Here is a 23054-nt window from a genome sequence, read left to right as displayed (position 1 = left end):
TGCGGAACTGAAAGGAGTCACTTTGAAGAGGTGCAGAAGTACTACCCGAATGCAAAAAAATATTCGGCATAGATTGATAAATAATTTGTCGAGGTTGGGAAAGCTTGTCCCAGGTGCGGCGAAAAAACCAAAGTTCTACATTTCTCCTCTATATCATAGGATAACCATGTCGAGAAGTTATCCTTCCCTTTTTGTTTGAGTTTTAGCATAATGGCGTTATGTTCCCAAATTTACTAGACTCATAAACTAAGGGGGTTAGGCTTGACAAGTGTGTTACTAGTCTAATATAATCACTCCGAGAAAAGGAGGCGTTTTTCATGAGTGAAAAAAACATGAAAAACCTGTTTTCCAAGTCGATGAAAAAAAGGAAATGGGCCATTCTGACCGTAAGTATAGTAGCTTTCGCGGCAGTTTTCGGTTACCTTCTGTTCGAGGGGACAAAGAAGTCGGTCGCGCTGACTTTGAATGGCGAAGAACAAGAAATTAGGACACACGCAAATACGATACATGATATTTTGCAAGATTTACAGATTCCTTTGCAATCAGAAGACTATTTGTATCCTACGGAATCGACTGAGGTTACAAATAACATGAAAGTGGTTTGGGAACCGGCAAAACAGGTAGAAATCAAGGTGGGAAGTGAAACCAGGAAGGTCTGGACGACAGCTGACACGGTCAAGGAGCTGCTGTCTGATGAAAAGATCGAGATTGGTGAACACGACAAAGTTAATGTCAGCCTTGAGGAAAGAGTAACAAACAAAACAAAAGTTGAGATTGCACCTGCATTCCCTGTAAAGCTTGTTGATGGGGGCAATGAAAAGGCTGCATGGTCAACTTCGACTACGGTCGCTGACTTTTTAAAGCAACAAGGAATCACACTAGCGGAAGAAGACCGAGTGGAACCCAATTTAGACACCACTGTTAAAACAAATGATGTCATAAATGTCGTTAGAGTTGAAAAAGTCACCGATGTAGTGGAAGAACCGAAAGAATTTGCTGTTGTAACCCGGAAGGACTCCAATCTTTCCAAAGGCAAAGAAGAAGTAGTTCAAGCCGGACAGCAAGGCTTGATTGAGAAAAAGTATGAAGTCGTGAAAGAAAACGGCAAAGAGGTCTCCCGAAAGCTGATCAGTGAAAAGACTGTCAAAGAGAGCCAGGATAAGATTGTCAATGTTGGTACGAAGGTATTGGTTGCCCAAGTATCGCGTGGCAGTTCCTCAAGTGCTGCTGCCAGTCCAAGCGGGGGCAAGGAGTTCTACGTGAGCTCTACAGCCTACACAGGACACTGTAATGGCTGTTCGGGCATCACGGCTACAGGGATTAACCTTAGAGCCAACCCGGGTATCAAAGTAATTGCTGTCGATCCTTCTGTCATTCCATTGGGAACTAAAGTTTATGTAGAAGGTTATGGATACGCAGTAGCTGCCGACACAGGGGGAGCGATTAAAGGAAATAAGATAGATGTATTCTTCTCCACCAAAGCTGAAGCTTACCGCTGGGGCAGAAAACAAGTAAAAATAAAAATCTTAAACTAAATTTTTCAGGGCAGGGGGATTTCCTCCTGCTTTTTTGTATGGCCTTTATATCCTGTATGTGGCCTTTTCTTAATTTCCTTTTCTCTTTAGGTCAGAAAACGATATAATATTCCTTACAAGCAAAAGTCTTGTTACTTATTAGACGTTGCAGGTTACAAAAATGTTTCAATTTTTTTGGAGGAAATATGAAAATAAAAGAAATCATTGTGGTGGAGGGCAGAGATGATACGACGGCCATACGTCGTGCAGTAGATGCTGACACAATTGAGACGAATGGTTCGGCTGTTTCTGAGGAAACCTTATTGAAAATAAAACATGCCCAGGAAAAAAGAGGCGTCATTATTTTTACCGATCCTGACTATCCTGGTGAACGAATAAGAAAAATAGTAAGCGATAATGTACCGGGCTGCAAGCATGCCTTCATTACCAAACAGAATGCCCTGCCGAAGAATGGGAAGGGGATTGGTGTGGAACATGCCTCCCCTCCTGTGATACAAGAGGCTCTCAAGGAAGCCCATGTAATGAATGAATACCATGCAGAAGAGATCAGTATGGATGATTTGATTGATGCCGGGTTGATTGGCGGACGTAAGGCCAAGGCAAGAAGAGAGCGGCTTGGAGAGTTGCTGCGGATTGGATATACAAACGGGAAACAGCTTCATAAACGATTAATGATGTTTGAAATCAAGCAGGAGGAGTTTGCTGAAGCAATCAATACCATATTACAGGAGGATACAGATGCATAAAGATATTGCGACCCCTATTCGGACTAAGGAGATATTGAAGAAGTACGGCTTCTCATTTAAGAAAAGTCTGGGTCAGAACTTCTTGATTGACCCTAATATATTAAGGAATATCACTGAATATGCCGGCCTGACAGAAAAAACAGCAGCCATTGAAATTGGTCCGGGAATCGGTGCCCTGACGGAGCATCTGGCACGCACAGCAGGGAAGGTTCTCGCGTTTGAAATTGATCAGCGGCTTCTCCCGATACTTGCAGATACCTTGTCACCATATAATAATATTACAATCGTAAACGAAGATGTTTTGAAAGCGGATGTTCAGGAAATGATCGAGAAGGAACTGGCAGATTACGAAGATATCATGGTTGTTGCCAACCTCCCATATTATGTGACGACACCGATTATATTGAAGCTGTTGACAGAAGGTTTACCGATCAAGGGGATTTGTGTCATGCTCCAGAAGGAAGTTGGAGACAGGATAGCGGCTAAGCCAGGGACGAAGGAATACGGTTCCCTTTCTATTGCCATCCAGTACTACACGACAGCAGAAACGGTCATGATAGTACCGAAGACCGTATTTATGCCCCAGCCGAACGTAGACTCAGCAGTAATCAGATTGATGAAGAGAGACAAGCCGGCAGCAGAAGTCGATGATGAAGATTTTTTCTTCAAGGTAACGAGAGCTTCTTTTGCTCAAAGGCGGAAAACGATTTTAAATAACTTAACAAGTCAGCTCCCCGACGGAAAACAGAAAAAGGAAGAAATACTGGCCAGTTTGGAAAAAGCAGGTGTAGACCCCGGGAGAAGGGGCGAGACGCTCAGTATTCAAGAGTTTGCTCTGTTGAGCAATGAGCTTCTTCCATTATTTAAATAGAAACAAAGGACCGGCGATTTTTTCCGGTCCTTCTTTGCGTTTACTGCCCTTCATGCAAAACGTTAGTGGCGCTCAAAAGGTTCCCATCCGGATCTCTAAAGCCAAAACCACCGAAACCATGTTCAGAGTTGATATTCAATGGGCCGACTTCAATGTCCTTTTCCTTCAGCCAGTTGTAAAACCCCTTCAAGTCAGCGGTATAGAAATCAATGATGCTGTGCTCTACACCATCGTTAGAATTTTTGAAAGATAACAGGTCTTTTTCTTCTGTCTCCACCATAAATATAGTGGGTACGCCTTGTTTCTTAAATGTCAGCATGGCATTCTTTTCGCCCTTGAACTCAACTTCAACGCCAATTACCTCTCTGTAAAAGGGAATCGCTGTTTCAAGGCTGCTTACAGGAATCTCTAGAGTAGCGACATGGGAAATGAAATCAGACATTTATATGGCTCCTTTTTTTAATGAATATAATGTTCGCTGAAATTTTCGGAATTCCTTTTAATTACTTACAAAGATATTAGACTGAATTTATAATCGAGGGGACAACGTAATGACTAGTAATATCTGTAGTGCCCTTTAAGCCTTTGTATTTGCACAGAGTTGGTTGGAACGAAAGGACACAAGACCTCCTGCGGGACTAGCGGAACAGGTGAGACCCCAAATCCAGTTTCAGCGCCCGAGGTTACGTACCCACTGGAACGTAACCCAGCCCCTCGGGGTCAAATAACCCTCAGCGAATAAAAGGAAAGATCACCTTTTTTTCGCTGAGGAACATTTGCCTGTCGGGGCTGAACAGGGCGCTTCCACTTTTTATGCAAGCGTAGCTGAGGAGGCTCACCGCCCGCCCCGCGGAGTCGTGCGCCCTGTAGTGGAAACCAACAGTTTTCATTACCAATGACAATGACACCCATTTTCGGGCTGGTGCATAGGTTACTAAAGGAAGATTTATATAAAGGATGTACTATCCAATGGAGTTGACGCCAGTGAAACTAGAAGTCAATGCCATCGTCGGCCGGAAGTCTCACCAATGTGACATATTATTTCGGATAATCGATATTATGGAGTCGGGCGGCGTTCGAACGGCGATATTATATGGAGAAGACTACAGGCTGGTTGCGGATGCCCCGCTTGAAGACCTGGAGCTTATTGATCGACAGGAATATAGACGGAGAACCATGGAGTTCAGATCCATGGAACAGCAGTCGTTAGAGCTGTTCAGACAGGATATCGACCTGCAAAAGCAAAAGCAGGAGTACTATTCGACCAATGCTTACCGTGAAGAATATAACTACTTTCAGATCCCGGGAAGAGTGCTTCACCTTGATGGGGACCAATCCTATTTACAGAAGTGCCTCAATTTATATGAGGAAATTGGGGTCCCGGTTACAGGTGTTCATTGCAATGAAAAGGAAATGCCCGAGCGCATTGGTCCGTTGATTGAAAAGCATCGGCCGGATATCCTGGTGATCACAGGCCATGATGCGTATACGAAATCCAAAGGCAAGAAATCGGATATTAACGCTTACAGGCATTCCCGCTTTTTTGTCAATACTGTAAAAGAGGCCAGAAGACGGGTGCCTCACCTTGATCAGCTAGTCATCTTTGCAGGGGCATGCCAATCCCACTTTGAATCATTGATACATGCAGGGGCCAATTTTGCCAGTTCCCCCCTGCGAGTCAATATCCATGCATTGGACCCTGTCTATATTGTCGCCAAAATCAGCTTTACCGCATTCACTGAGCCGGTCAATGTCTGGGATATATTAAGAAACACACTGACTGGTGACAAGGGACTGGGTGGAATTGAAACACGGGGTGTGCTTAGAACCGGGATGCCTTATAAGCCGGTGGAAGATGAATGATTAATCAGCCGTATGAAGAAACAGTTCATTACGGCTCTTCTTATTAGGCGGCGGAAAAAAAATCACGAATGACCTAATTTATCTACAGGATGAAATATCCAAAAAAGTTACTTATAGTAAAAAATACTCGACAAAATCCAATGTTTTTAGACAGCGGCAAACAATGGGAATTCACTTACATAATATGAAACCACTAAGGGGAAGCTACAAATGTTGAAAAAAAAAGCATTTTGTTGAATGAAAAGCATTGACAGGGATTAAAAGTTATTGATAAAATTATAAATTTATTTGACTTTCGCTACATAAAGTGTTAGACTAAATATAGTGAGGTGGAAGCGTAATGCCAAAAACATTAGCCGACATAAAAAAATCCCTTGATTCTAATTTAGGAAAACGTTTGATGCTTAAAGCCAATGGCGGACGTCGCAAAACGATTGAACGTTCTGGAGTGTTAGCAGAGACTTATCCTTCAGTATTTGTTGTTCAATTAGATCAAGATGAAAATGCGTTTGAAAGAGTTTCTTACAGCTATGCAGATGTACTCACCGATACAGTTGAGTTAACTTTCTATGATGAAGCAGCAGGAGCAATGATCCTAGAGCAGTAAACAAATTTGTTTACTGCTTTTTCATTTGCTGAAAAAATATCATTCTTTTTCAGGCTGTCTTACGGGACATTCCTTGTAATACATAATTCAAGTTCGCTCTAAGTAACTCCTTGTCATATCTAAAGATCAGTCAGTGGAAGTCCTATATAATTGGAATTTCAGGAGACATTCCCCTTGTAACCTTCAGCAGGTTTTTGCTCATGCTAAACATGCGGCCCCTAAATAAGGAGGGATAGTGATGAGCAGAAGACGAGGAATGATGTCCGAACGTTTAAAGGAAGAAATTGCAAAAGAACTTGGCTTTTATGATACTGTCCAGCGGGAAGGCTGGGGGGGCATCCGATCGAAGGATGCCGGTAACATGGTTAAAAGAGCAGTAGAACTTGCGCAAAGAGGGATGAGCAATAACAATTCCTAATATTCCTAGTGCAATTACTGATTTGCCGCATTGAAAGAAGCCATCTGCCTTCGAGAAAAAATCAGGTCTCAAGGAAGAAAATAATACAATAAAACAAGAGGACGAAATCACTTATGATCTCGTCCTCTTGTTTTTGTTTTATATAGAAAGTAAATATGCTTTCATATTCTCTTATTTTTTCTGGTCAAAGAAAAAAAGAACCAAAACTTGAAGTTCTTGAATTATCTTTCCCATAAAAGGCTAGCATGAAAGTAACTATGCAAAAAAGTAGGGGTTTTGCAGCATGCCAAAGAAGGAATATGCTAAAATAGTCTTCATAGATATTTCTGAGGAAAGCATAGAAACGAACGAATTGAACATTTGCCTGTGAATTATTCTCTTTAAAGAAAATGTTCGTTGAATTGGTTTGTATAAAAGTAGGTGATTTATATGAGAACATTAGTAAAGGCTCCGGCTAAAATCAATCTAACTCTGGATGTCCTTAATAAACGGCCGGATGGGTATCATGAGGTCGAGATGATTATGACAACTATTGATTTAGCCGATCGTATTGAATTAACAGAGTTGAAAGAAGACACAATCAAAATTCTTTCCCATAACCGTTTTGTCCCGGATGACCAGCGCAATCTGGCCTATCAGGCTGCTCATTTATTAAAGGAAAGACTCGGTATCAATAAAGGAGTATCCATATCCATTGATAAAGTCATTCCAGTGGCAGCCGGACTTGCAGGCGGTAGCAGTGATGCGGCAGCTACCCTTCGGGGACTGAACGACTTGTGGAATTTGGGGCTTTCATTGGACGAACTTGCTGTGTTGGGGGCGGAAATTGGCTCAGATGTTTCTTTCTGTGTCTATGGCGGTACTGCGCTTGCCAAGGGAAGAGGAGAGAAAATCCAGCATATCAAGGCTCCTCCAAACTGTTGGGTCATCTTAGCCAAGCCGTCAATCGGAGTATCCACTGGCGATGTATACAAGAACCTTAAGCTTGACAGAGTGCGTCATCCCGATACAAAGGGAATGCTTGCCGCCCTGGAGAACGGTGATTATGGCCGGATGTGTACAAGCTTGGGGAACGTCCTTGAGTCGGTTACCTTGAAGATGCATCCTGAAGTTCAGCAGATCAAAGAGCAAATGGAACGTTTTGGCGCAGATGCTGTTTTGATGAGCGGAAGCGGACCGACTGTATTCGGCCTTGTCCAATATGAGTCAAGATTGCCGAGAATCTATAACGGACTTCGCGGATTTTGTGATCAAGTGTTTGCTGTGAGAATGCAGGGAGACCGGAATACACTTGCTTAAATCCGTATATTGATGGTATATTTAGCGTATAATATTCGGGTTTTAAGGAGGTAGGCAATGAAGTGAAATTCAAAAGAAGTGAACGGTTAATTGATATGACGCACTATTTGCTTGAGCGTCCTCATCAATTAGTCCCTCTTACGTTTTTTTCTGAACGATACAGTTCGGCCAAATCATCGATTAGTGAAGATCTAGGAATCATAAAAGAGACCTTTGAAACGAGAGGGGTGGGGACTGTCCAAACAGTCCCCGGCGCGGCTGGCGGTGTAAGGTATATTCCAAAAGTCAAAGTTACCAATGCCAAAGAGGTCATTGCCGAACTATGTGAACACTTGGCGAATCCTGAGAGGCTTCTTCCAGGGGGTTATTTGTATATGACTGATCTTCTGGGAAATCCGCGTGCCATGGATAAGGTAGGAAAACTTTTTGCTTCTGCCTTTGCAGAAAGTGATATTGATGTAATCATGACGGTTGCAACAAAAGGAATACCGATTGCCCATGCGATAGCAAGCCATATGAATGTCCCTGTTGTCATTGTGCGAAGAGATAGTAAGGTGACAGAAGGCTCGACAGTAAGTATTAACTATGTGTCAGGGTCCAATAAGCGTATCCAGACAATGGTCCTTTCTAAACGCAGCCTGAAAGAAGGCTCAAAAGTTTTGATTGTCGATGATTTCATGAAAGCCGGAGGTACTGTGAACGGAATGAAGAACCTTCTGGACGAATTTTCCGCTGAATTGTCGGGAATTGCTGTTCTAGTAGAAGCGGAGAAAGCTGACGAACGATTGGTTGATGAGTATCTGTCTCTGGTCAAATTGTCTGATGTCGATGTGAAAGAAAAGCAAATCAACGTATCTGAAGGTAATTATTTTCACTCAAATATCTCATTTCTTGAAACGGGAGGAAATTAACATGAGAAGCATTTCCACGTCAAAGGCCCCAGCGGCTATCGGGCCATACTCTCAAGGAATCATTGTGAACAATCTTTTTTACAGTTCCGGTCAAATTCCATTGACGGCAGAAGGAACGATGGTTGAAGGAACGGTTGAAGATCAAACCCATCAAGTGTTTAAAAATCTTCAAGCAGTATTAGAAGAGGCGGGTGCATCCCTTAACACAGTGGTCAAAGCAACAGTCTTCATCAAAGACATGAATGACTTTGGTGCAATCAATGAAGTGTATGCGCAGTATTTTGATACCCACAAGCCGGCAAGGTCTTGTGTTGAGGTAGCGAGACTGCCAAAAGACGCACTGGTTGAAATTGAAGTTATTGCACTGGTGAAATAAGTTCGGAAAGACAGGTAATGCGTAGAGCGTTACCTTTTTTTATTGGTTATCTCTTTTGGATTAGTCATTATTTCCGGTGTATCTTCTAAAGATGGTCCATTCTTTGGGTTAATGATCCGTTATTATCGATGAGTTCTCAGAAGTTGGTCCATTCTTTGGTTGATGATCCCGCATCTATACGAACCCTCAAAGTGCGGACCAATAATATCACTATTAATTCAATCTTATTAAAAACTCCTTAAATTTGGTCCATTCCCTTTATTCTATCGACCAGGCAAGATGAAACTAGCTTTCAGCAAAAAAATGAATGTTAATAGTAGTAAACACTCCTATCAACAAAATAAAACCAAATTTTTTTTCATCTATTAATCAGTTCCTTTTCCCTTTCTATCAAGGTTTAAACCGCATTCCCAGCAAAGATTTCTAAAAAAACAGAAATTTTTCAAAAAAATTTACAAATTAAGAAGGAATTGAAAAAATTTCGTTGAATACATTAAGTAGATTTCATCTAGGGGAAAAGGTGGTGAATACAGTGGAAGTAACAGATGTCAGATTACGCCGTGTAAATACCGATGGTCGAATGAGAGCCATTGCTTCCATTACACTTGACAATGAATTTGTCGTACATGATATTCGTGTAATTGATGGTAATAACGGATTGTTTGTGGCTATGCCAAGCAAACGAACTCCAGATGGAGAATTCCGTGATATCGCTCATCCTATTAATTCGGGTACCCGCGGTAAAATCCAGGAAGCGGTTCTTACAGAATACCATCGTTTAGGTGAGTTGGAAGAAGAAGTGGAATTAGAGGAAGCTGGAAGTGCTTCTTAATAGAATAGTTGACAGCAGGAGCCTACTTCTATAGTAAGGCTCTTTTTTTTCTACCCCCAAAGTACCTTCCTCAAACGCTCCGTACGTTCTCCAGGAGGATGCATATTCCGATTTAGCTGTACCCTGTTAATTTTAGCTCTTTAACGGTAATGTCATAAATATTGTCCCAACCAATGTCAAATATGTGTATTTTAAAGAGATTCCTTGAAATATAAAGTTTTTTAGGATATATTCGTAATGGAAAAAAGGATAATGGAGGGCCCTATATATATGACGAATAGATATGCCGTGATTTTAGCAGCAGGACAGGGAACCAGAATGAAATCCAAGTTATATAAGGTGTTGCACCCGGTTTGTGATAAGCCGATGGTGGAACATGTTGTTGATCAAATTACCACTCTTGATATAAATAAAACCGTGACAATTGTAGGGCATGGTGCTGAACTTGTGCAGACTCACTTGGAAGGAAGAAGTGAATTTTCCTTGCAGGAGGAACAGCTCGGAACTGCCCATGCAGTCATGCAGGCTGAAGAAGTACTTGGCGGTTTGGAAGGAACGACTCTTGTTGTATGTGGGGATACTCCGCTGATTAAGGCTGAAACAATGGAAGCGCTATTAAAGCATCATGATGCCCAAAAAGCGAAAGCGACCATACTGACAGGAAAGCCTGAAGATGCCACTGGTTACGGAAGGATCATTCGCAATCAAGAAGGTCTTGTAGAAAAGATTGTTGAGCATAAGGATGCTTCTGAAGAAGAACGCCTTGTAAAGGAAATTAACACAGGCACGTATTGTTTTGATAATAAAGCTCTCTTTGAAACGTTGAAAAAAGTGTCTAATGACAATAGTCAAGGTGAATACTATTTACCGGATGTCATTGAAATTTTGAAATCAGAGGGAGAAATCGTCAGCGCTTATCAAACAGATGACTTTGAAGAGACACTGGGTGTAAATGACCGTGTGGCATTGTCCCAAGCTGAGCAAATCATGAAAAAAAGGATCAATGAGAAACATATGCGCAATGGTGTGACATTCATTGATACGAATACCACTTATATTGGAGCAGATGTTGAGATTGGCCGTGACACAATCATTCATCCTGGCACAGTGATTAAAGGCGATACGGTGATCGGTGAAGATTCAGTTATCGGACCTCACACAGAAATCAAAGATTGCAAGATCGGTGACAATACGACAATCAAACAATCGGTTGCTCATGATAGTGAGATTGGCTCTGATGTGAACATCGGACCATATGCGCATATCCGTCCGCAGTCACAGGTTATGGATGAAGTGAAAATCGGCAACTTCGTTGAGTTGAAAAAAGTAACGTTTGGAAAAGGCAGCAAAGCTTCACACCTGAGCTATATCGGCGATGCTGAAGTGGGTGAAGATGTTAATCTGGGCTGTGGTTCCATTACGGTCAACTATGATGGAAAGAATAAGCATTTAACAAAAATAGAAGATGGCGTTTTTGTAGGTTGTAACTCAAACCTTGTTGCTCCTGTCACAATCGGGAAAGGCGCGTATGTTGCTGCCGGTTCAACGATTACACAGGATGTACCAGGAGAGTCTTTATCCATTGCAAGAGCCCGTCAAGTGAACAAAGAGAACTACGTAAATAAATTAAATCTTAACAACAACTAATTTGGAGGTTGCCATGCCTAACAGTTACTCTAATTCTAAATTGAAAATCTTTTCTTTGAATTCAAACCCTTCCCTTGCAGAAGAAATCGCGAAAGAAGTGGGAGTTCCACTCGGTCAATGTACAGTCAAACAATTCAGTGACGGAGAAATCCAGATCAATATCGAGGAAAGTATCCGCGGCTGTGATGTATTCGTTATCCAGTCTACAAGTGCTCCTGTTAATGAAAACCTGATGGAACTTCTGATTATGGTTGATGCCCTGAAGAGAGCATCTGCGAAAACAATCAATATTGTAATGCCATACTATGGCTATGCAAGACAGGACCGAAAAGCGCGCGCCCGTGAACCAATTACGGCAAAGCTTGTAGCAAACCTTCTTGAAACAGCTGGTGCAACGCGTGTCATCACTCTTGACCTGCATGCTCCGCAAATCCAAGGATTCTTTGATATCCTGATCGACCACCTGATGGGCGTGCCGATTTTAGGAGACTACTTCCTTGAAAAAGGATTCAAAGCTGAGGACATTGTAATTGTATCCCCTGATCATGGCGGTGTAACAAGAGCGCGTAAACTGGCGGAAAGATTGAAAGCACCAATTGCCATTATTGACAAACGCCGTCCAAAACCAAACGTTTCAGAAGTCATGAACATTGTCGGTAACATCGATGGCAAAATCGCGATTCTCATCGATGATATCATCGATACAGCTGGTACCATCACATTGGGAGCCAACGCACTCGTGGAAAATGGAGCAAGAGAAGTATATGCTTGTTGTACACATCCTGTTCTTTCCGGCCCTGCTATCGAAAGAATTCAAAATTCAAAAATCAAAGAATTGATAGTAACGAACTCCATTCCATTATCTGAAGACAAAATGATAGATAAAATCGAACAACTTTCTGTTGCCCCTCTAATCGGTGAAGCAATCATCCGTGTCTATGAGCAGCAATCAGTAAGTACATTGTTTGATTGATTCTTGCTAAACCAGACGAAACTTTCGTCTGGTTTTTTCTTTCTATCCACTCATAAGTTTAGGAATAAATATCTTAAACTGCGACAATAGCTAAGGAGATTGGAGCGGAAGAGGGTGTTACTCCTGCGGGATTAGCGGGAGTGTCTAGTTCCTGCGCCGGAGTCAATAACCCTCAGCAGATAAAAACATAGATCACCTATTTTTTGCTGAGGATAATTGCCTGTCGGGGCTGAACGGCCGCTTCCACTTTTTAGTTCACCGCCCGCCCCGCGGAGTTAAACTCCTTGCAGCGGAAATTAATGAATCCCCTTTTCACCTGACAAAACGGAAACATTTTAGAAACACCCTGTTTAATATTCCCTTTTTTAGGGTATTTTTTATAGAGAGACTATTATAGAAAATTGAGGAAGGGGTTTTATTTATGGCTGTAGAGCTTAAAGCTAATAACCGTACTGGTTCTAAAAGATCTGATTTAACTAATCTTCGACATCAAGGGAGTATCCCTGCAGTAGTTTACGGATATAAAACGGAAAACACACCGATTGCCATCGATTCAATCGAGTTTATTAAAACGATGAGAGAGGCCGGACGTAACGGAATCATCTCTTTGAATATCGATGGAAACAAACAGAACGTGGTATTAAGTGATTATCAGCAGGATCACATCAAAGATGCTGTCATCCATGCCGATTTCCTTGCTGTTAATATGTCCAGTGAAATGGATGCGGATGTGCGTATTGAACTTGTCGGCGAATCGGCAGGCGTTAAAGATGGAGGCGTATTGCAGCAGCCGCTTCATGATGTGTCTGTAACAGCAAAACCGTCGGATATCCCTGACAGTGTTCAGGTGGACATTTCTGGACTTCAAGTAGGGGAGACCATCACAGTCGGAGATATCAAAGGCAACTATTCCTTCACAATCAACACTGAAGATGAACGTACGATTGCCTCTGTACTGGCACCTCGTCAAGAGGAAGAAATCAGTTCCGGTGAAGAGCAGGAAGCCGGTCAGCCAGAAAATGAAGAAGGCCGTGAGACTGAAGCAAGCAACGAGAGTGAAGGCGCGGAAGAATAAAAAAATAAATTTTCCAGGCGCAGCCTTTTGCGGGTTGCGTCTTTTATCGTTTATGCTTATGGTAGTGGTAGTGCTGTTAAATGAGGTGGAACAATGAAATTAATCGTTGGGCTTGGAAATCCAGGATCACAATATGATCATACGAGACATAATATAGGTTTTGAAGTTATAGATGAACTGGCAAAGAGATTTGACAGTCCCCTTAATCAATCAAAATTCAAAGGGGTGTATGCAAGCGTCCATCATAAAGGAGAAAAGGTCATATTACTTAAACCTCTTACATATATGAACTTATCGGGAGAAAGTATTGTTCCCCTGATGGATTACTTTGATATTGATGAAGAGGATCTAGTGGTGATTTATGATGACCTTGATTTGCCGGTAGGAAAAATCAGGCTTCGGCAAAAGGGCAGCCCGGGCGGCCATAATGGGATGAAGTCTATTATTGCCCATTTAGGGACTCAGCAGTTCAACAGGATCAGAGTGGGCATTGACCGTCCCCCAAGCGGCATGAAGGTACCTGATTATGTGTTAGGGAGATTCACTCCGGAAGAACGGGAAACCATGCAGGATGTCATCAAGGCCAGTGCTGATGCATGTGAAGCGTGGCTTGAAAAGCCTTTCCTTGAAGTCATGAATAGCTTTAACTGAGTTAGATGCTGTATAACTCCTTCGTAACCCGTTCATACTAATGATAGGCATGTTCATGAAGGAGGAAGGATATGGCGATTAATTATTTCTGCCGCCATTGCGGTTATAAAGTCGGTAGTTTGAATCAGGTTTCCGTGCAATCCGAACAGGTCGGTTTGCATAAACTTTCGGATGAAGACCGCATGGATATGGTATCATATGAACAAAATGGTGATATTCATATTAAGACGATTTGCGAGGACTGCCAGGAATCGCTTAATCGCAATCCGGATTATCATGAATCAGATTATCTGATTCATTAATTGGCTTTGGTCATTACCAAAGCATTTTTCTATTGATAAAATAAGCGGGTTGGTTTCTGCGGTCGGAGGTACGGCAGAAGTCAGCTCAACGTTGACATCACCGGAATTATGTTAAACAAGCTTTTGCAATCTACTATTTTTAATAGACTATGAGCCAAAGGGTTTTCTGAAAATCCAGTTATCAGAAGCCCCGTTTCTTTCGCTAGAGGAGCGGGAATTTTAGGAGCAAATCAAATAGAACAGAAATAGAGAGGAGGATTACTCCCTTGAATAGTATTTTACACTTCATTGGACAAAATGAAGAATTACAGGCCCTGGCCTCAGGAGTGGAGGAAGGTCTGGGTGAACAACTTGTCGCAGGATTATCTGGTTCATCTAGAAGTGTGTTCATCGCTTCTATGTTTCGCAAGACGGGGAAGTCAGCAATTGTCCTAACCCACAATCTGCTGCAGGCACAAAAAATTTATGAGGACCTTCTTCAGTTTCTGAATGATGAAGAAGTTTATCTATATCCGGCCAATGAGCTGATCGCTGCTGAGCTAAGTGTGGCAAGTCCCGAACTGAAGTCGCAGCGGATAGAAGTGCTAAACAGGCTCGCGACCGATCAGAAAGGGATTTTCGTCGTTCCGGCCGCAGGCTTGAGAAAGATTTTACCTCCCAAATCGTTATGGAAGTCAATGCAGCTGTCCTTTACGCTGGGAGAAGATGTCGATTTGGACAATCTTTTGGAGCAGTTGTTGGTCATGGGCTATCAGCGCAATGAAATGGTGGGAACACCGGGTGAGTTCAGTTTACGGGGGGGCATTCTCGATATTTTTCCTCACACCCTCGAGACCCCGGTTCGCATCGAGTTGTTCGATACAGAAGTGGATTCCATTCGTTCTTTTTCTTTAGAGGATCAAAGGTCGATTGAAAAGCTTAAAGATGTCCATATCGGTCCTGCTTCAGAAACCATCATGAAAGGCGAGCATCTTGCGAACATTATTGACCGCCTGGAAGCAGGGCTGGCCAAAAGCCTGAAAAAAATAAAAAGTGACTCGGTAAAAGAAAAACTCACCCAAAATATTGGCTATGAGTTGGAGCAGCTGAGGAATGGGCAAAAATCTCAGCAGGTCTATAAGTATCTATCTTTTGCCTATGATGAACCTGCTAGCTTGCTAGACTATCTTCCTGAAGACGGCATATTCTTTCTGGATGAGCTGGGAAGAGTGCAGGAAATGGGCGAGTCGCTGGATAAAGAAGAGGCGGAATGGTATACATCTCTTTTACAAGAGGGCGAAATCGTTCATGATGCCCCAGTCTCTCACAACCTTTCGAAACTGTTGATTCAGACCAGTTTGCCGAAGGTTTATTTCTCATTGTTCCTGCGCCATATCCCGAATACTAGTCCACAGAACATTTTTAATCTTTCCAGCAAGCCGATGCAGAGCTTCCATGGACAGATGCATGTCTTGAAAGCCGAACTGGATCGCTGGAAAAAAGGGAATTTTAATATTATCCTATTAGGTCCTGATGAAGAGCGGATCAAGAAGCTTCAGCGGGTATTGAAAGATTACGATATCGAAGTAGCGGTTGTCCAGGATAACGATAAGCTGTTAACAGGCCAGGCGCAGATTATGAGCGGCCATCTTACCAACGGCTTTGAACTTCCGATGATGAAAATTGCCGTTTTGACAGAAGAAGAACTTTTTAACAAGAAGACAAGAAAAGCCCCGCGTAAACAAAAGCTTTCCAATGCGGAGAGGATCAAGAGTTATTCCGAATTGAAAATTGGTGACCATGTTGTCCATGTCAATCATGGGATCGGGAAATACTTGGGGATCGAAACTCTTGAAATCAACGGCGTTCACAAGGATTATCTGCATATTAAATACCAGGGCAACGACAAATTGTACGTGCCGGTGGAGCAGTTTGACCTTGTACAGAAGTATGTAGCCTCTGAAAGCAAGGACCCGAAGCTATATAAACTGGGCGGTACCGAATGGAAGAAGGTTAAAAATAAAGTAGAATCCTCTGTGCAGGACATAGCGGACGATCTCATCAAGCTTTATGCAGAAAGAGAAGCCTCCAAAGGGTATGCCTTCTCTCCTGACGGTGATATGCAAAGGGAATTTGAAACGTCCTTCCCATATCAGGAAACGGAAGATCAGTTGCGCTCAATTGATGAAATTAAAAAAGATATGGAAAGAGAAAGGCCGATGGACCGGCTGCTTTGCGGTGACGTGGGTTACGGTAAAACAGAAGTGGCCATCCGTGCTGCCTTCAAAGCTGTTGTGGACGGAAAACAGGTTGCCCTGCTGGTACCGACTACGATCCTTGCACAGCAGCATTATGAGACGATGAAAGAAAGATTTCAGGATTTCGGACTTGAAGTGGGTCTGTTGAGCAGATTCCGTACGAAGAAACAGCAAACGGAAACCATCAAGGGAATAAAAGCAGGTACCGTTGATGTTGTCGTAGGTACCCATAGGATTTTATCGAAAGATATTCAATACCGTGACTTAGGACTGTTGATCATTGATGAAGAACAAAGGTTCGGGGTTACCCATAAAGAAAAGATCAAGCAGCTGAAGACCAATATTGATGTACTGACCCTGACGGCAACGCCAATCCCGAGGACATTGCATATGTCCATGCTTGGGGTAAGAGATCTTTCTGTCATTGAAACGCCGCCGGAAAACCGCTTCCCGGTCCAGACGTATGTCATGGAATACAATGGGGTAATGATGAAGGAAGCGATTGAGCGGGAATTGGCACGGGATGGTCAGGTTTACTTCCTGTATAACCGTGTCGAGGACATCGAGCGGAAGGCAGAGGAAATATCCATGCTTGTTCCTGATGCAAGAGTGGCATTCGCTCATGGGAAAATGAATGAAACTGAACTGGAATCTGTTATCCTCAGCTTCCTTGACGGTGAATTTGATGTTCTCGTGACGACGACCATCATTGAAACAGGTGTCGATATCCCGAATGTCAATACGTTGATCGTGTATGATGCAGACCGGATGGGACTTTCCCAGCTCTATCAATTAAGAGGAAGGGTCGGTCGTTCTAACAGGGTCGCGTATTCGTATTTTACGTACCGCAAAGATAAAGTGCTGACAGAAGTTGCGGAGAAGAGGCTGCAGGCTATTAAAGAGTTTACGGAGCTCGGGTCCGGGTTCAAAATTGCGATGCGTGATTTGACCATTCGGGGAGCCGGTAATATTCTCGGTGCCCAGCAGCATGGCTTCATTGACTCTGTCGGATTCGACCTTTATTCGCAAATGCTTAAAGAGGCAATTGAAGAAAGAAAAGGAGACCTTCCGAAAGAGAAGTCCCATTCATTTGAAGTCGATATGGAAGTCGATGCTTATATACCGGACAGCTATATCAAAGACGGCCATCAAAAGATTGAAATGTACAAGCGATTCCGTTCAGTCTCTACTTTGAAAGAAGTCGAGGAACTTCAGGATGAAATGCTTGATAGGTTTGGGGAATATCCGGAAGAAACAGCCTACCTTTTCCAGATTGCCCAAATGAAAGTATATGCAAGACAGGCAAAGCTTGAAAGTATCAAGCAAAACAAAAAAGAGATTTCGATCTATATGTCTCCGGAAGGCACCCAGGAGATTGACGGCAGCAAAGTGTTTGATATCTGCAACAAACACGGCCGTGCAGTCGGTCTCGGCATGGAAGAACAAAAACTGAAAATCACCATCAATACGAATCGAATGAAAACATCCCAATGGTTTAATATTGCGTTTGACATCGTCAAAAATATTCAATTTGCCAGAAAAGATGCAGAGGTTCACTCCTAAACAAAACCCCCGGCCCGCAGAGGGCAGGGGGTTTTAGTACGCTAAAGCACTAAAAGGGACAGTCCCTCTTAGTGCGGTGAAGCGATAAAGTGTTGTAAGAAAGTGAATCCTTCTTTGATTCTCTGCGTATATAGGTCAAGCGGGTGCTTGAAGTGAAATGCAAAAGTTGTAATGGCGAGTCATTTGTTGAAGCAACTGACTATATCAACCTCCGCCCGTTAAACAAAAGGATGGCCCTTGGTTCTGAAAAGATATATACCGTTTGTTTAAGCTGCGGCGAGGTTATATCCATTAAGATTAAAAATCCGGAAAAACTAAAATGAGTAAATAAATGATTATACAGAACATTTGAAGCAGCTGAACAGGCAGCTTCTTTTTTTATAGTCAATTCCAGATCTTAATGAAGAAAGGACTTATCGGGCTAATGAGATGGAGTTTTTGTTGAGGTTGGGTCGAAAAGGGAGTAAACGGCCCAATGAGAATGAAATTTTGGAGAGGTGTTGGTGCGAAAAGGGAGTAAACGGCCCAATGAGAATGAAATTTTGGAGGGATGTTGGTGCGAAAAGGGAGTAAACGGCCCAATGAGAATGAAATTTTGGAGAGGTATTGGTGCGAAAAGGGAGTAAACGGCCCAACGAGAATGAAATTTTGGAGGGATGTTGGGTCGAAAAGGGAGTAAACGGCCCAATGAGAATGAAATTTTGGAGAGGTATTGGTGCGAAAAGGGAGTAAACGGCCCAATGAGAATGAAATTTTGGAGGGATGTTGGTGCGAAAAGGGAGTAAACGACCCAATGAGAATTAATTTTTGAAGGGGATTGGGTCGAAAAGGGAGTAAACGGCCCAATGAGATTAAAAATTTGAAGAGATGTTGGGTCGAAAAAGAGTTACCAGACCAAATGAGGTTTAAATGTAAATTTGTGAGCATATAAATCCACCTCCAGTGTCCAAACGGCTGGAGTACTGCCCACCCCTCCTTCGCGATAAGTCATCATCAAACTCATCTTCCGCCTAATCTAAAGTAGCTCCTAGAAAAAGTCGGCTCCTGGGCTTTTTCGTTTATCAAGGACTTTACATCCAGAGTTGCCTTAAATACTAAGCAAAATGAACATTAACTCACATGTGTTCATTGTGTTTTCTTTATCTCCATGCGGCAGTGCTTCATGCGGTACATAACTGAACGGCCGCTTCCGCTTTAAGTATGTAACTAAAATGTAATAAGTGAATTTTGTTTATTTTGGAGGAGTCAGGGTATTTAATTTAATGAAGCTGCCGTTGGTAAAATAAACCTCAACTAGAACAAAAACGTAATTGCAGAAAAAATAGTGTAATGTGTATAGAAGTTTCCTCTTGAAGGATACTAAAATCAACTTTGGTAATGAATACAGCAGTAATTACCGAATAAAATCATCTGATGAAAGTGAGGCAACTATAGATGAAAGCAACTGGTATTGTTCGTCGTATTGATGATTTAGGTCGTGTGGTAATTCCTAAGGAAATTCGCAGGACTCTAAGAATTCGCGAAGGTGATCCGCTGGAGATTTTCGTTGATCGTGACGGCGAGGTCATCTTAAAGAAATACTCACCAATCAGTGAGTTAAGCGATTTTGCAAAAGAATATGCCGAGGCATTGTACGACAGCCTTGGAAGTTCCGTAATCATTACAGACAGAGATGCTGTAATCACGATTGCAGGAGGCTCTAAAAAAGAATTTTTAAATAAAAATATTAGTGACTTGATTGAAAAGCAAATGGGAGAACGTAATTCCGTACTGCACACACAACAAGGCAAAATTGAGCTTGTTGAAGGTGTGGAAGAAGAAGTATCTTCTTACACGATTGCACCGATTATCGCTAACGGTGATCCGATTGGAACAGTGACGATTTTCTCGAAGGATAAGACAATTGGTGAAGTTGAGCAAAAAGCAGTAGAAACGGCAGCTGGTTTCTTAGCAAGACAAATGGAATCATAATGAGGAGCGGTGATACCGCTTCTTTTTTTTTTCGTCCAATTAGGTTTTCTTTGAATTTCGGGACTGAAGGTAAGAGGGTGTTTTGTGTTATAATACAGTACATTAATTCGCAAAGGAAGGCAGGAACGAACGATTGCCTCATAAAAACACTTCAAAAAAATTGATGGTGGGAACCTTTATTCTAACGGCGGCAGCACTTATCACCAAAATTCTCAGTGCTGTCTATCGTGTCCCTTTCCAAAATATTGTCGGGGATATTGGATTCTATATTTATCAGCAAGTCTATCCTTTCTATGGAATAGCCCTTGCTCTTTCTACATATGGATTTCCGGTTATTATCTCAAAGATGATTGCCGAACGGCAGGAGGGAAAGAATGATAAGGAAGTCCAGGCTGTGTTGCGGTCTTCTTTTCTTTTTCTCAGTGTAACCGGCGTAGTGTGGTTTGTGCTCATTTACTTTGGAGCAGGCCCGATCGCTTCCCTGATGGGGGACCCTCAGCTTCAGGGTCTGATTGAATTGATCAGCGTGACCTTCTTGCTGCTTCCCTTTATATCCGGGCTTAGGGGATTTTATCAGGGGGCAGGCAATATGGTTCCGACTGCATATTCGCAAGTAGGTGAACAGCTTGTCCGCGTCGTTACGATAATTTCTTTTTCAGCCATCCTGACCGCCCAGGGGTATTCTCTTTATATGGCAGGTGCCGGTGCGTTATTCGGCTCGATTACGGGAGGGCTGGCCTGTATTGTCATTTTGGTAACATTTCTTTGGAAAGATAAAAATCGATTGTTACGTCCATTCCCAATCATAAAGGGGGGAGGCCACAGAGAAATCTGGTCCAGGCTTTTCAAGCATGGGACGGCCATATGTGTCAGCGGAATGCTGCTTGTATTGCTTCAATTGATTGATGCACTGAATGTATATTCCTTATTATTAAATTCAGGTGTATCAGAGAACACCGCCAAACAGTTAAAGGGCATCTACGACAGGGGCCAGCCGTTCATTCAACTGGGTACCGTGGTCAGCACTTCCCTTTCATTAACCCTTGTTCCGTTGATTACAGCAGCTTTTCGTAAAGGTGAAACATCGGAAATGAACAAAAAGATCAGGCTGGCGTTAAAAATCGGCAGTCTTGCAGGGTTTGCAGCTTCTCTTGGATTAATCAATATTATAAAACCGACCAATGCAATGTTGTTTCAAAACAGTGCTGGTTCGGATGTCATTGCCGTGTTTTGTTTGTCTATCTTATTCAGCTCGGTGATTTTGACGATATCAGCCATCCTTCAGGGAATAGAACTTATCTACTTTCCGGCATTGACCATTCTTGGCGGACTTGCCGTCAAATTCGGCCTGAATATCTTGCTTGTCAGCAGGTATGGAACGATGGGTGCATCGATATCAACAGTCATCGCTTTGGGAATCATTGCTTTAATCCTTGTCGTCCGTTTAAAAAAGCAATTTACAATTTTATTTTTATCATCCCGTTTTTACACGGTTACAACAATAGCAGGCATCGGAATGACAGCAGCCTTACAGCTATATTCCTATCTTTTTACTATCCTTACCGGTGCTGAATCAAGGATGCTAGCCACTGTCCAATCCCTGACTGGTGTGGCGATTGGAGGCATCATCTTTTTACTGATTATATTAAAGGGGAAAATCTTTTCCGAGGAAGAACTGGGCCAGCTCCCTATGGGGGACAAACTGAACTCAGTTTCAGAACGGATTAAATAAAAATCAATGGAGGTACAGTATGTTTAAAATTACGGTTGCCGGGCTTGGAGCAGGTGAATTGGATCAATTGCCGCTGGGTGTGTATAAACAGTTGAAGGGCCAAAGGAAAACATTTCTGCGGACGGAAAATCACCCCGTCGTGGAACAGCTAAAAGAAGAGGGCTTTGTATATGAGTCTTTTGATTATATCTATGAAAAACATGATAGCTTCGAACAGGTTTATAGTGAAATCGTTGAGGTGCTGAAAGATAAAGCTCAAAACAATGAGATACTCTATGGGGTTCCCGGCCACCCTCTTGTAGCCGAAAAAACAGTGCAGCTGTTAATTGATGCTTCTGAACAGGAAGGATTCGTTCTCGACATCATAGGCGGACAAAGTTTTCTTGATCCTTTATTTGCGGCGGTAAAGGCAGATCCAATTGAAGGATTTCAGCTCCTGGACGGCACCGATCTGAATCTTGAAGACATCAAGATGGACCAGCATTTGCTCATCGGCCAGGTGTATGATGCATTTTCAGCTTCGAACGTGAAACTGACTTTGATGGAATTGTACCCTTTCGATTATATGGTGAAAATGGTAACAGCAGCTGGAACGAAAAATGAGTTGGTAAAAAAGATTCCACTAGTGGAACTCGACCGCGAAGTCGAATTGAATAATCTTACCAGCTTATATGTTCCTCCTGCCCGTGAAATGGATATGAGGTATAAACAGTTTTCGACGTTTAGGCAAATCATTGCCCGTTTACGGGGGCCGGGGGGCTGTCCTTGGGATATTGAACAGACTCACCATTCACTAAAGAAGTATTTAATAGAAGAAACCTATGAATTGTTGGAAGCGATCGAGGAAGAAGATACAGATCATATAATTGAAGAACTGGGAGATGTGCTTCTGCAGATCATGCTTCATGCTCAAATCGGGGAAGATGAAGGGATGTTCTCCATTAATGAAGTGATTGAGACAGTTGCAGAAAAAATGGTGCGGCGCCATCCCCACGTCTTTGGAGACGTTTCAGTGGAGAACTCAGACGATGTTAAGGCGAATTGGGAAACAATCAAAAAGGCTGAAAAAGGTGAGCAGGAACAACCTTTATTGAAGGGTGTTGCGAAAGGATATCCGTCTTTGATTAAAGCCTATGAATATCAGAAAAAAGCCGCTAAAGTCGGCTTTGATTGGGAATTGACCGATGATGCGTGGGAGAAAGTGAATGAAGAAATAGAGGAATTCCGTGTGGAAGCAGCGAAAGGAGATAAACACACCCAAACAAGCGAGTTTGGTGACCTGCTGTTTTCCCTGGTCAATATCGCCCGTTTCTATAAAATTCATCCTGAAGAAGCTTTGGCCATGGCAAATAACAAATTCTTTAATCGTTTTGCCTATGTTGAACAAAAGGTAAAGGAAAGTGGTAAGGACTTTGCGCGATTTTCCTTGGAGGAACTTGATCAGT

The 23054-nt window shown here is 42.5% G+C and carries 20 protein-coding genes; 19 read left to right on the top strand and 1 reads right to left on the bottom strand.

Going from position 1 to position 23054, the window contains the following annotated elements:
* The first annotated feature begins 317 nt into the window (after positions 1–317).
* From BSG1_RS14295 to rsmA, 3 genes are all read left to right on the top strand, one after another.
* Complete coding sequence (locus BSG1_RS14295; protein WP_006837804.1) at positions 318–1535, top strand: G5 and 3D domain-containing protein; 1218 nt, start codon at positions 318–320, stop codon at positions 1533–1535.
* Between the two features lie 185 nt (positions 1536–1720).
* Positions 1721–2281: a ribonuclease M5 gene (gene rnmV, locus BSG1_RS14290; protein WP_006837803.1), complete on the top strand. Its 561-nt coding sequence runs from the start codon at positions 1721–1723 to the stop codon at positions 2279–2281.
* Positions 2274–3152 carry a 16S rRNA (adenine(1518)-N(6)/adenine(1519)-N(6))-dimethyltransferase RsmA gene (gene rsmA, locus BSG1_RS14285; protein ID WP_006837802.1) on the top strand — a complete coding sequence of 293 codons (879 nt, stop codon included), beginning with the start codon at positions 2274–2276 and terminating at the stop codon, positions 3150–3152. The genes rnmV and rsmA overlap by 8 nt, the downstream gene beginning before the upstream one ends.
* Before the next feature lie 40 nt (positions 3153–3192).
* Here rsmA and BSG1_RS14280 read toward each other — a convergent pair whose 3' ends face one another.
* Entirely contained in the window at positions 3193–3594 is a 402-nt protein-coding gene (locus BSG1_RS14280; RefSeq protein ID WP_006837801.1) for a VOC family protein, read from the bottom strand.
* 527 nt (positions 3595–4121) lie between these two features.
* Here BSG1_RS14280 and yabG point away from each other — a divergent pair.
* The 16 genes from yabG to mazG all read left to right on the top strand — a co-directional run.
* Entirely contained in the window at positions 4122–5015 is an 894-nt protein-coding gene (gene yabG / locus BSG1_RS14275; RefSeq protein ID WP_006837799.1) for a sporulation peptidase YabG, read from the top strand.
* 340 nt (positions 5016–5355) lie between these two features.
* Positions 5356–5622, top strand: a complete 267-nt coding sequence (gene veg / locus BSG1_RS14270; RefSeq protein ID WP_006837798.1) for a biofilm formation stimulator Veg — start codon at positions 5356–5358, stop codon at positions 5620–5622.
* A 238-nt stretch (positions 5623–5860) separates the two neighbouring features.
* The gene (locus BSG1_RS14265) at positions 5861–6040 is read left to right on the top strand and encodes a small, acid-soluble spore protein, alpha/beta type (protein WP_006837797.1); all 180 of its coding nucleotides are present in this window, start codon (positions 5861–5863) and stop codon (positions 6038–6040) included.
* A gap of 429 nt (positions 6041–6469) precedes the next feature.
* On the top strand, positions 6470–7339 hold the full coding sequence (gene ispE / locus BSG1_RS14260) for a 4-(cytidine 5'-diphospho)-2-C-methyl-D-erythritol kinase (RefSeq protein WP_006837796.1): 870 nt from the start codon (positions 6470–6472) through the stop codon (positions 7337–7339).
* A gap of 62 nt (positions 7340–7401) precedes the next feature.
* Positions 7402–8250, top strand: coding sequence for a pur operon repressor (gene purR, locus BSG1_RS14255; protein ID WP_006837795.1), 849 nt, complete (start codon positions 7402–7404; stop codon positions 8248–8250).
* A gap of 1 nt (position 8251) precedes the next feature.
* A complete protein-coding gene (locus BSG1_RS14250) occupies positions 8252–8626 on the top strand; it encodes a RidA family protein (RefSeq protein WP_006837794.1) in 375 nt (124 codons plus the stop codon).
* A gap of 532 nt (positions 8627–9158) precedes the next feature.
* Entirely contained in the window at positions 9159–9458 is a 300-nt protein-coding gene (gene spoVG, locus BSG1_RS14245; protein ID WP_044022940.1) for a septation regulator SpoVG, read from the top strand.
* 270 nt (positions 9459–9728) lie between these two features.
* On the top strand, positions 9729–11105 hold the full coding sequence (gene glmU, locus BSG1_RS14240) for a bifunctional UDP-N-acetylglucosamine diphosphorylase/glucosamine-1-phosphate N-acetyltransferase GlmU (RefSeq protein ID WP_044022939.1): 1377 nt from the start codon (positions 9729–9731) through the stop codon (positions 11103–11105).
* A gap of 13 nt (positions 11106–11118) precedes the next feature.
* Complete coding sequence (locus tag BSG1_RS14235) at positions 11119–12078, top strand: ribose-phosphate diphosphokinase (protein ID WP_006837791.1); 960 nt, start codon at positions 11119–11121, stop codon at positions 12076–12078.
* A 421-nt stretch (positions 12079–12499) separates the two neighbouring features.
* A complete protein-coding gene (locus BSG1_RS14230) occupies positions 12500–13153 on the top strand; it encodes a 50S ribosomal protein L25/general stress protein Ctc (protein WP_006837790.1) in 654 nt (217 codons plus the stop codon).
* Positions 13154–13246: 93 nt separating this feature from the next.
* Positions 13247–13804 carry an aminoacyl-tRNA hydrolase gene (gene pth, locus BSG1_RS14225; protein ID WP_006837789.1) on the top strand — a complete coding sequence of 186 codons (558 nt, stop codon included), beginning with the start codon at positions 13247–13249 and terminating at the stop codon, positions 13802–13804.
* Positions 13805–13875: 71 nt separating this feature from the next.
* Positions 13876–14106 (top strand): anti-sigma-F factor Fin family protein, encoded by a 231-nt coding sequence (locus tag BSG1_RS14220; RefSeq protein ID WP_006837788.1) that lies wholly within the window; start codon positions 13876–13878, stop codon positions 14104–14106.
* Between the two features lie 266 nt (positions 14107–14372).
* A complete protein-coding gene (gene mfd / locus BSG1_RS14215) occupies positions 14373–17906 on the top strand; it encodes a transcription-repair coupling factor (protein WP_006837787.1) in 3534 nt (1177 codons plus the stop codon).
* 1434 nt (positions 17907–19340) lie between these two features.
* A complete protein-coding gene (gene spoVT / locus BSG1_RS14210; protein WP_006837783.1) occupies positions 19341–19877 on the top strand; it encodes a stage V sporulation protein T in 537 nt (178 codons plus the stop codon).
* A gap of 133 nt (positions 19878–20010) precedes the next feature.
* Entirely contained in the window at positions 20011–21609 is a 1599-nt protein-coding gene (locus BSG1_RS14205) for a putative polysaccharide biosynthesis protein (protein ID WP_232214241.1), read from the top strand.
* 19 nt (positions 21610–21628) lie between these two features.
* On the top strand, positions 21629–23054 hold a 1426-nt coding region (mazG, locus tag BSG1_RS14200; RefSeq protein WP_006837780.1), incomplete at its 3' end, for a nucleoside triphosphate pyrophosphohydrolase.

The organism is Bacillus sp. SG-1 (assembly GCF_000181495.1).
Taxonomy (GTDB): Bacteria; Bacillota; Bacilli; order Bacillales; family Bacillaceae_B; genus Rossellomorea.
Note: the sequence above shows the minus strand (reverse complement) of the source record. Positions and strands in the feature narration are given on the sequence as shown.

What these genes read in the sequence shown, in the direction of transcription:
- BSG1_RS14295 (WP_006837804.1), top strand. Translation starts at nt 318, where the DNA reads ATGAGTGAAAAAAACATGAAAAACCTGTTTTCCAAGTCGATGAAAAAA.
- ispE (WP_006837796.1), top strand. Translation starts at nt 6,470, where the DNA reads ATGAGAACATTAGTAAAGGCTCCGGCTAAAATCAATCTAACTCTGGAT.
- BSG1_RS14220 (WP_006837788.1), top strand. Translation starts at nt 13,876, where the DNA reads ATGGCGATTAATTATTTCTGCCGCCATTGCGGTTATAAAGTCGGTAGT.
- veg (WP_006837798.1), top strand. Translation starts at nt 5,356, where the DNA reads ATGCCAAAAACATTAGCCGACATAAAAAAATCCCTTGATTCTAATTTA.
- glmU (WP_044022939.1), top strand. Translation starts at nt 9,729, where the DNA reads ATGACGAATAGATATGCCGTGATTTTAGCAGCAGGACAGGGAACCAGA.
- yabG (WP_006837799.1), top strand. Translation starts at nt 4,122, where the DNA reads ATGGAGTTGACGCCAGTGAAACTAGAAGTCAATGCCATCGTCGGCCGG.
- BSG1_RS14250 (WP_006837794.1), top strand. Translation starts at nt 8,252, where the DNA reads ATGAGAAGCATTTCCACGTCAAAGGCCCCAGCGGCTATCGGGCCATAC.
- BSG1_RS14280 (WP_006837801.1), bottom strand. Translation starts at nt 3,594, where the DNA reads ATGTCTGATTTCATTTCCCATGTCGCTACTCTAGAGATTCCTGTAAGC.
- spoVT (WP_006837783.1), top strand. Translation starts at nt 19,341, where the DNA reads ATGAAAGCAACTGGTATTGTTCGTCGTATTGATGATTTAGGTCGTGTG.
- pth (WP_006837789.1), top strand. Translation starts at nt 13,247, where the DNA reads ATGAAATTAATCGTTGGGCTTGGAAATCCAGGATCACAATATGATCAT.
- BSG1_RS14230 (WP_006837790.1), top strand. Translation starts at nt 12,500, where the DNA reads ATGGCTGTAGAGCTTAAAGCTAATAACCGTACTGGTTCTAAAAGATCT.
- rnmV (WP_006837803.1), top strand. Translation starts at nt 1,721, where the DNA reads ATGAAAATAAAAGAAATCATTGTGGTGGAGGGCAGAGATGATACGACG.
- rsmA (WP_006837802.1), top strand. Translation starts at nt 2,274, where the DNA reads ATGCATAAAGATATTGCGACCCCTATTCGGACTAAGGAGATATTGAAG.
- BSG1_RS14235 (WP_006837791.1), top strand. Translation starts at nt 11,119, where the DNA reads ATGCCTAACAGTTACTCTAATTCTAAATTGAAAATCTTTTCTTTGAAT.
- BSG1_RS14265 (WP_006837797.1), top strand. Translation starts at nt 5,861, where the DNA reads ATGAGCAGAAGACGAGGAATGATGTCCGAACGTTTAAAGGAAGAAATT.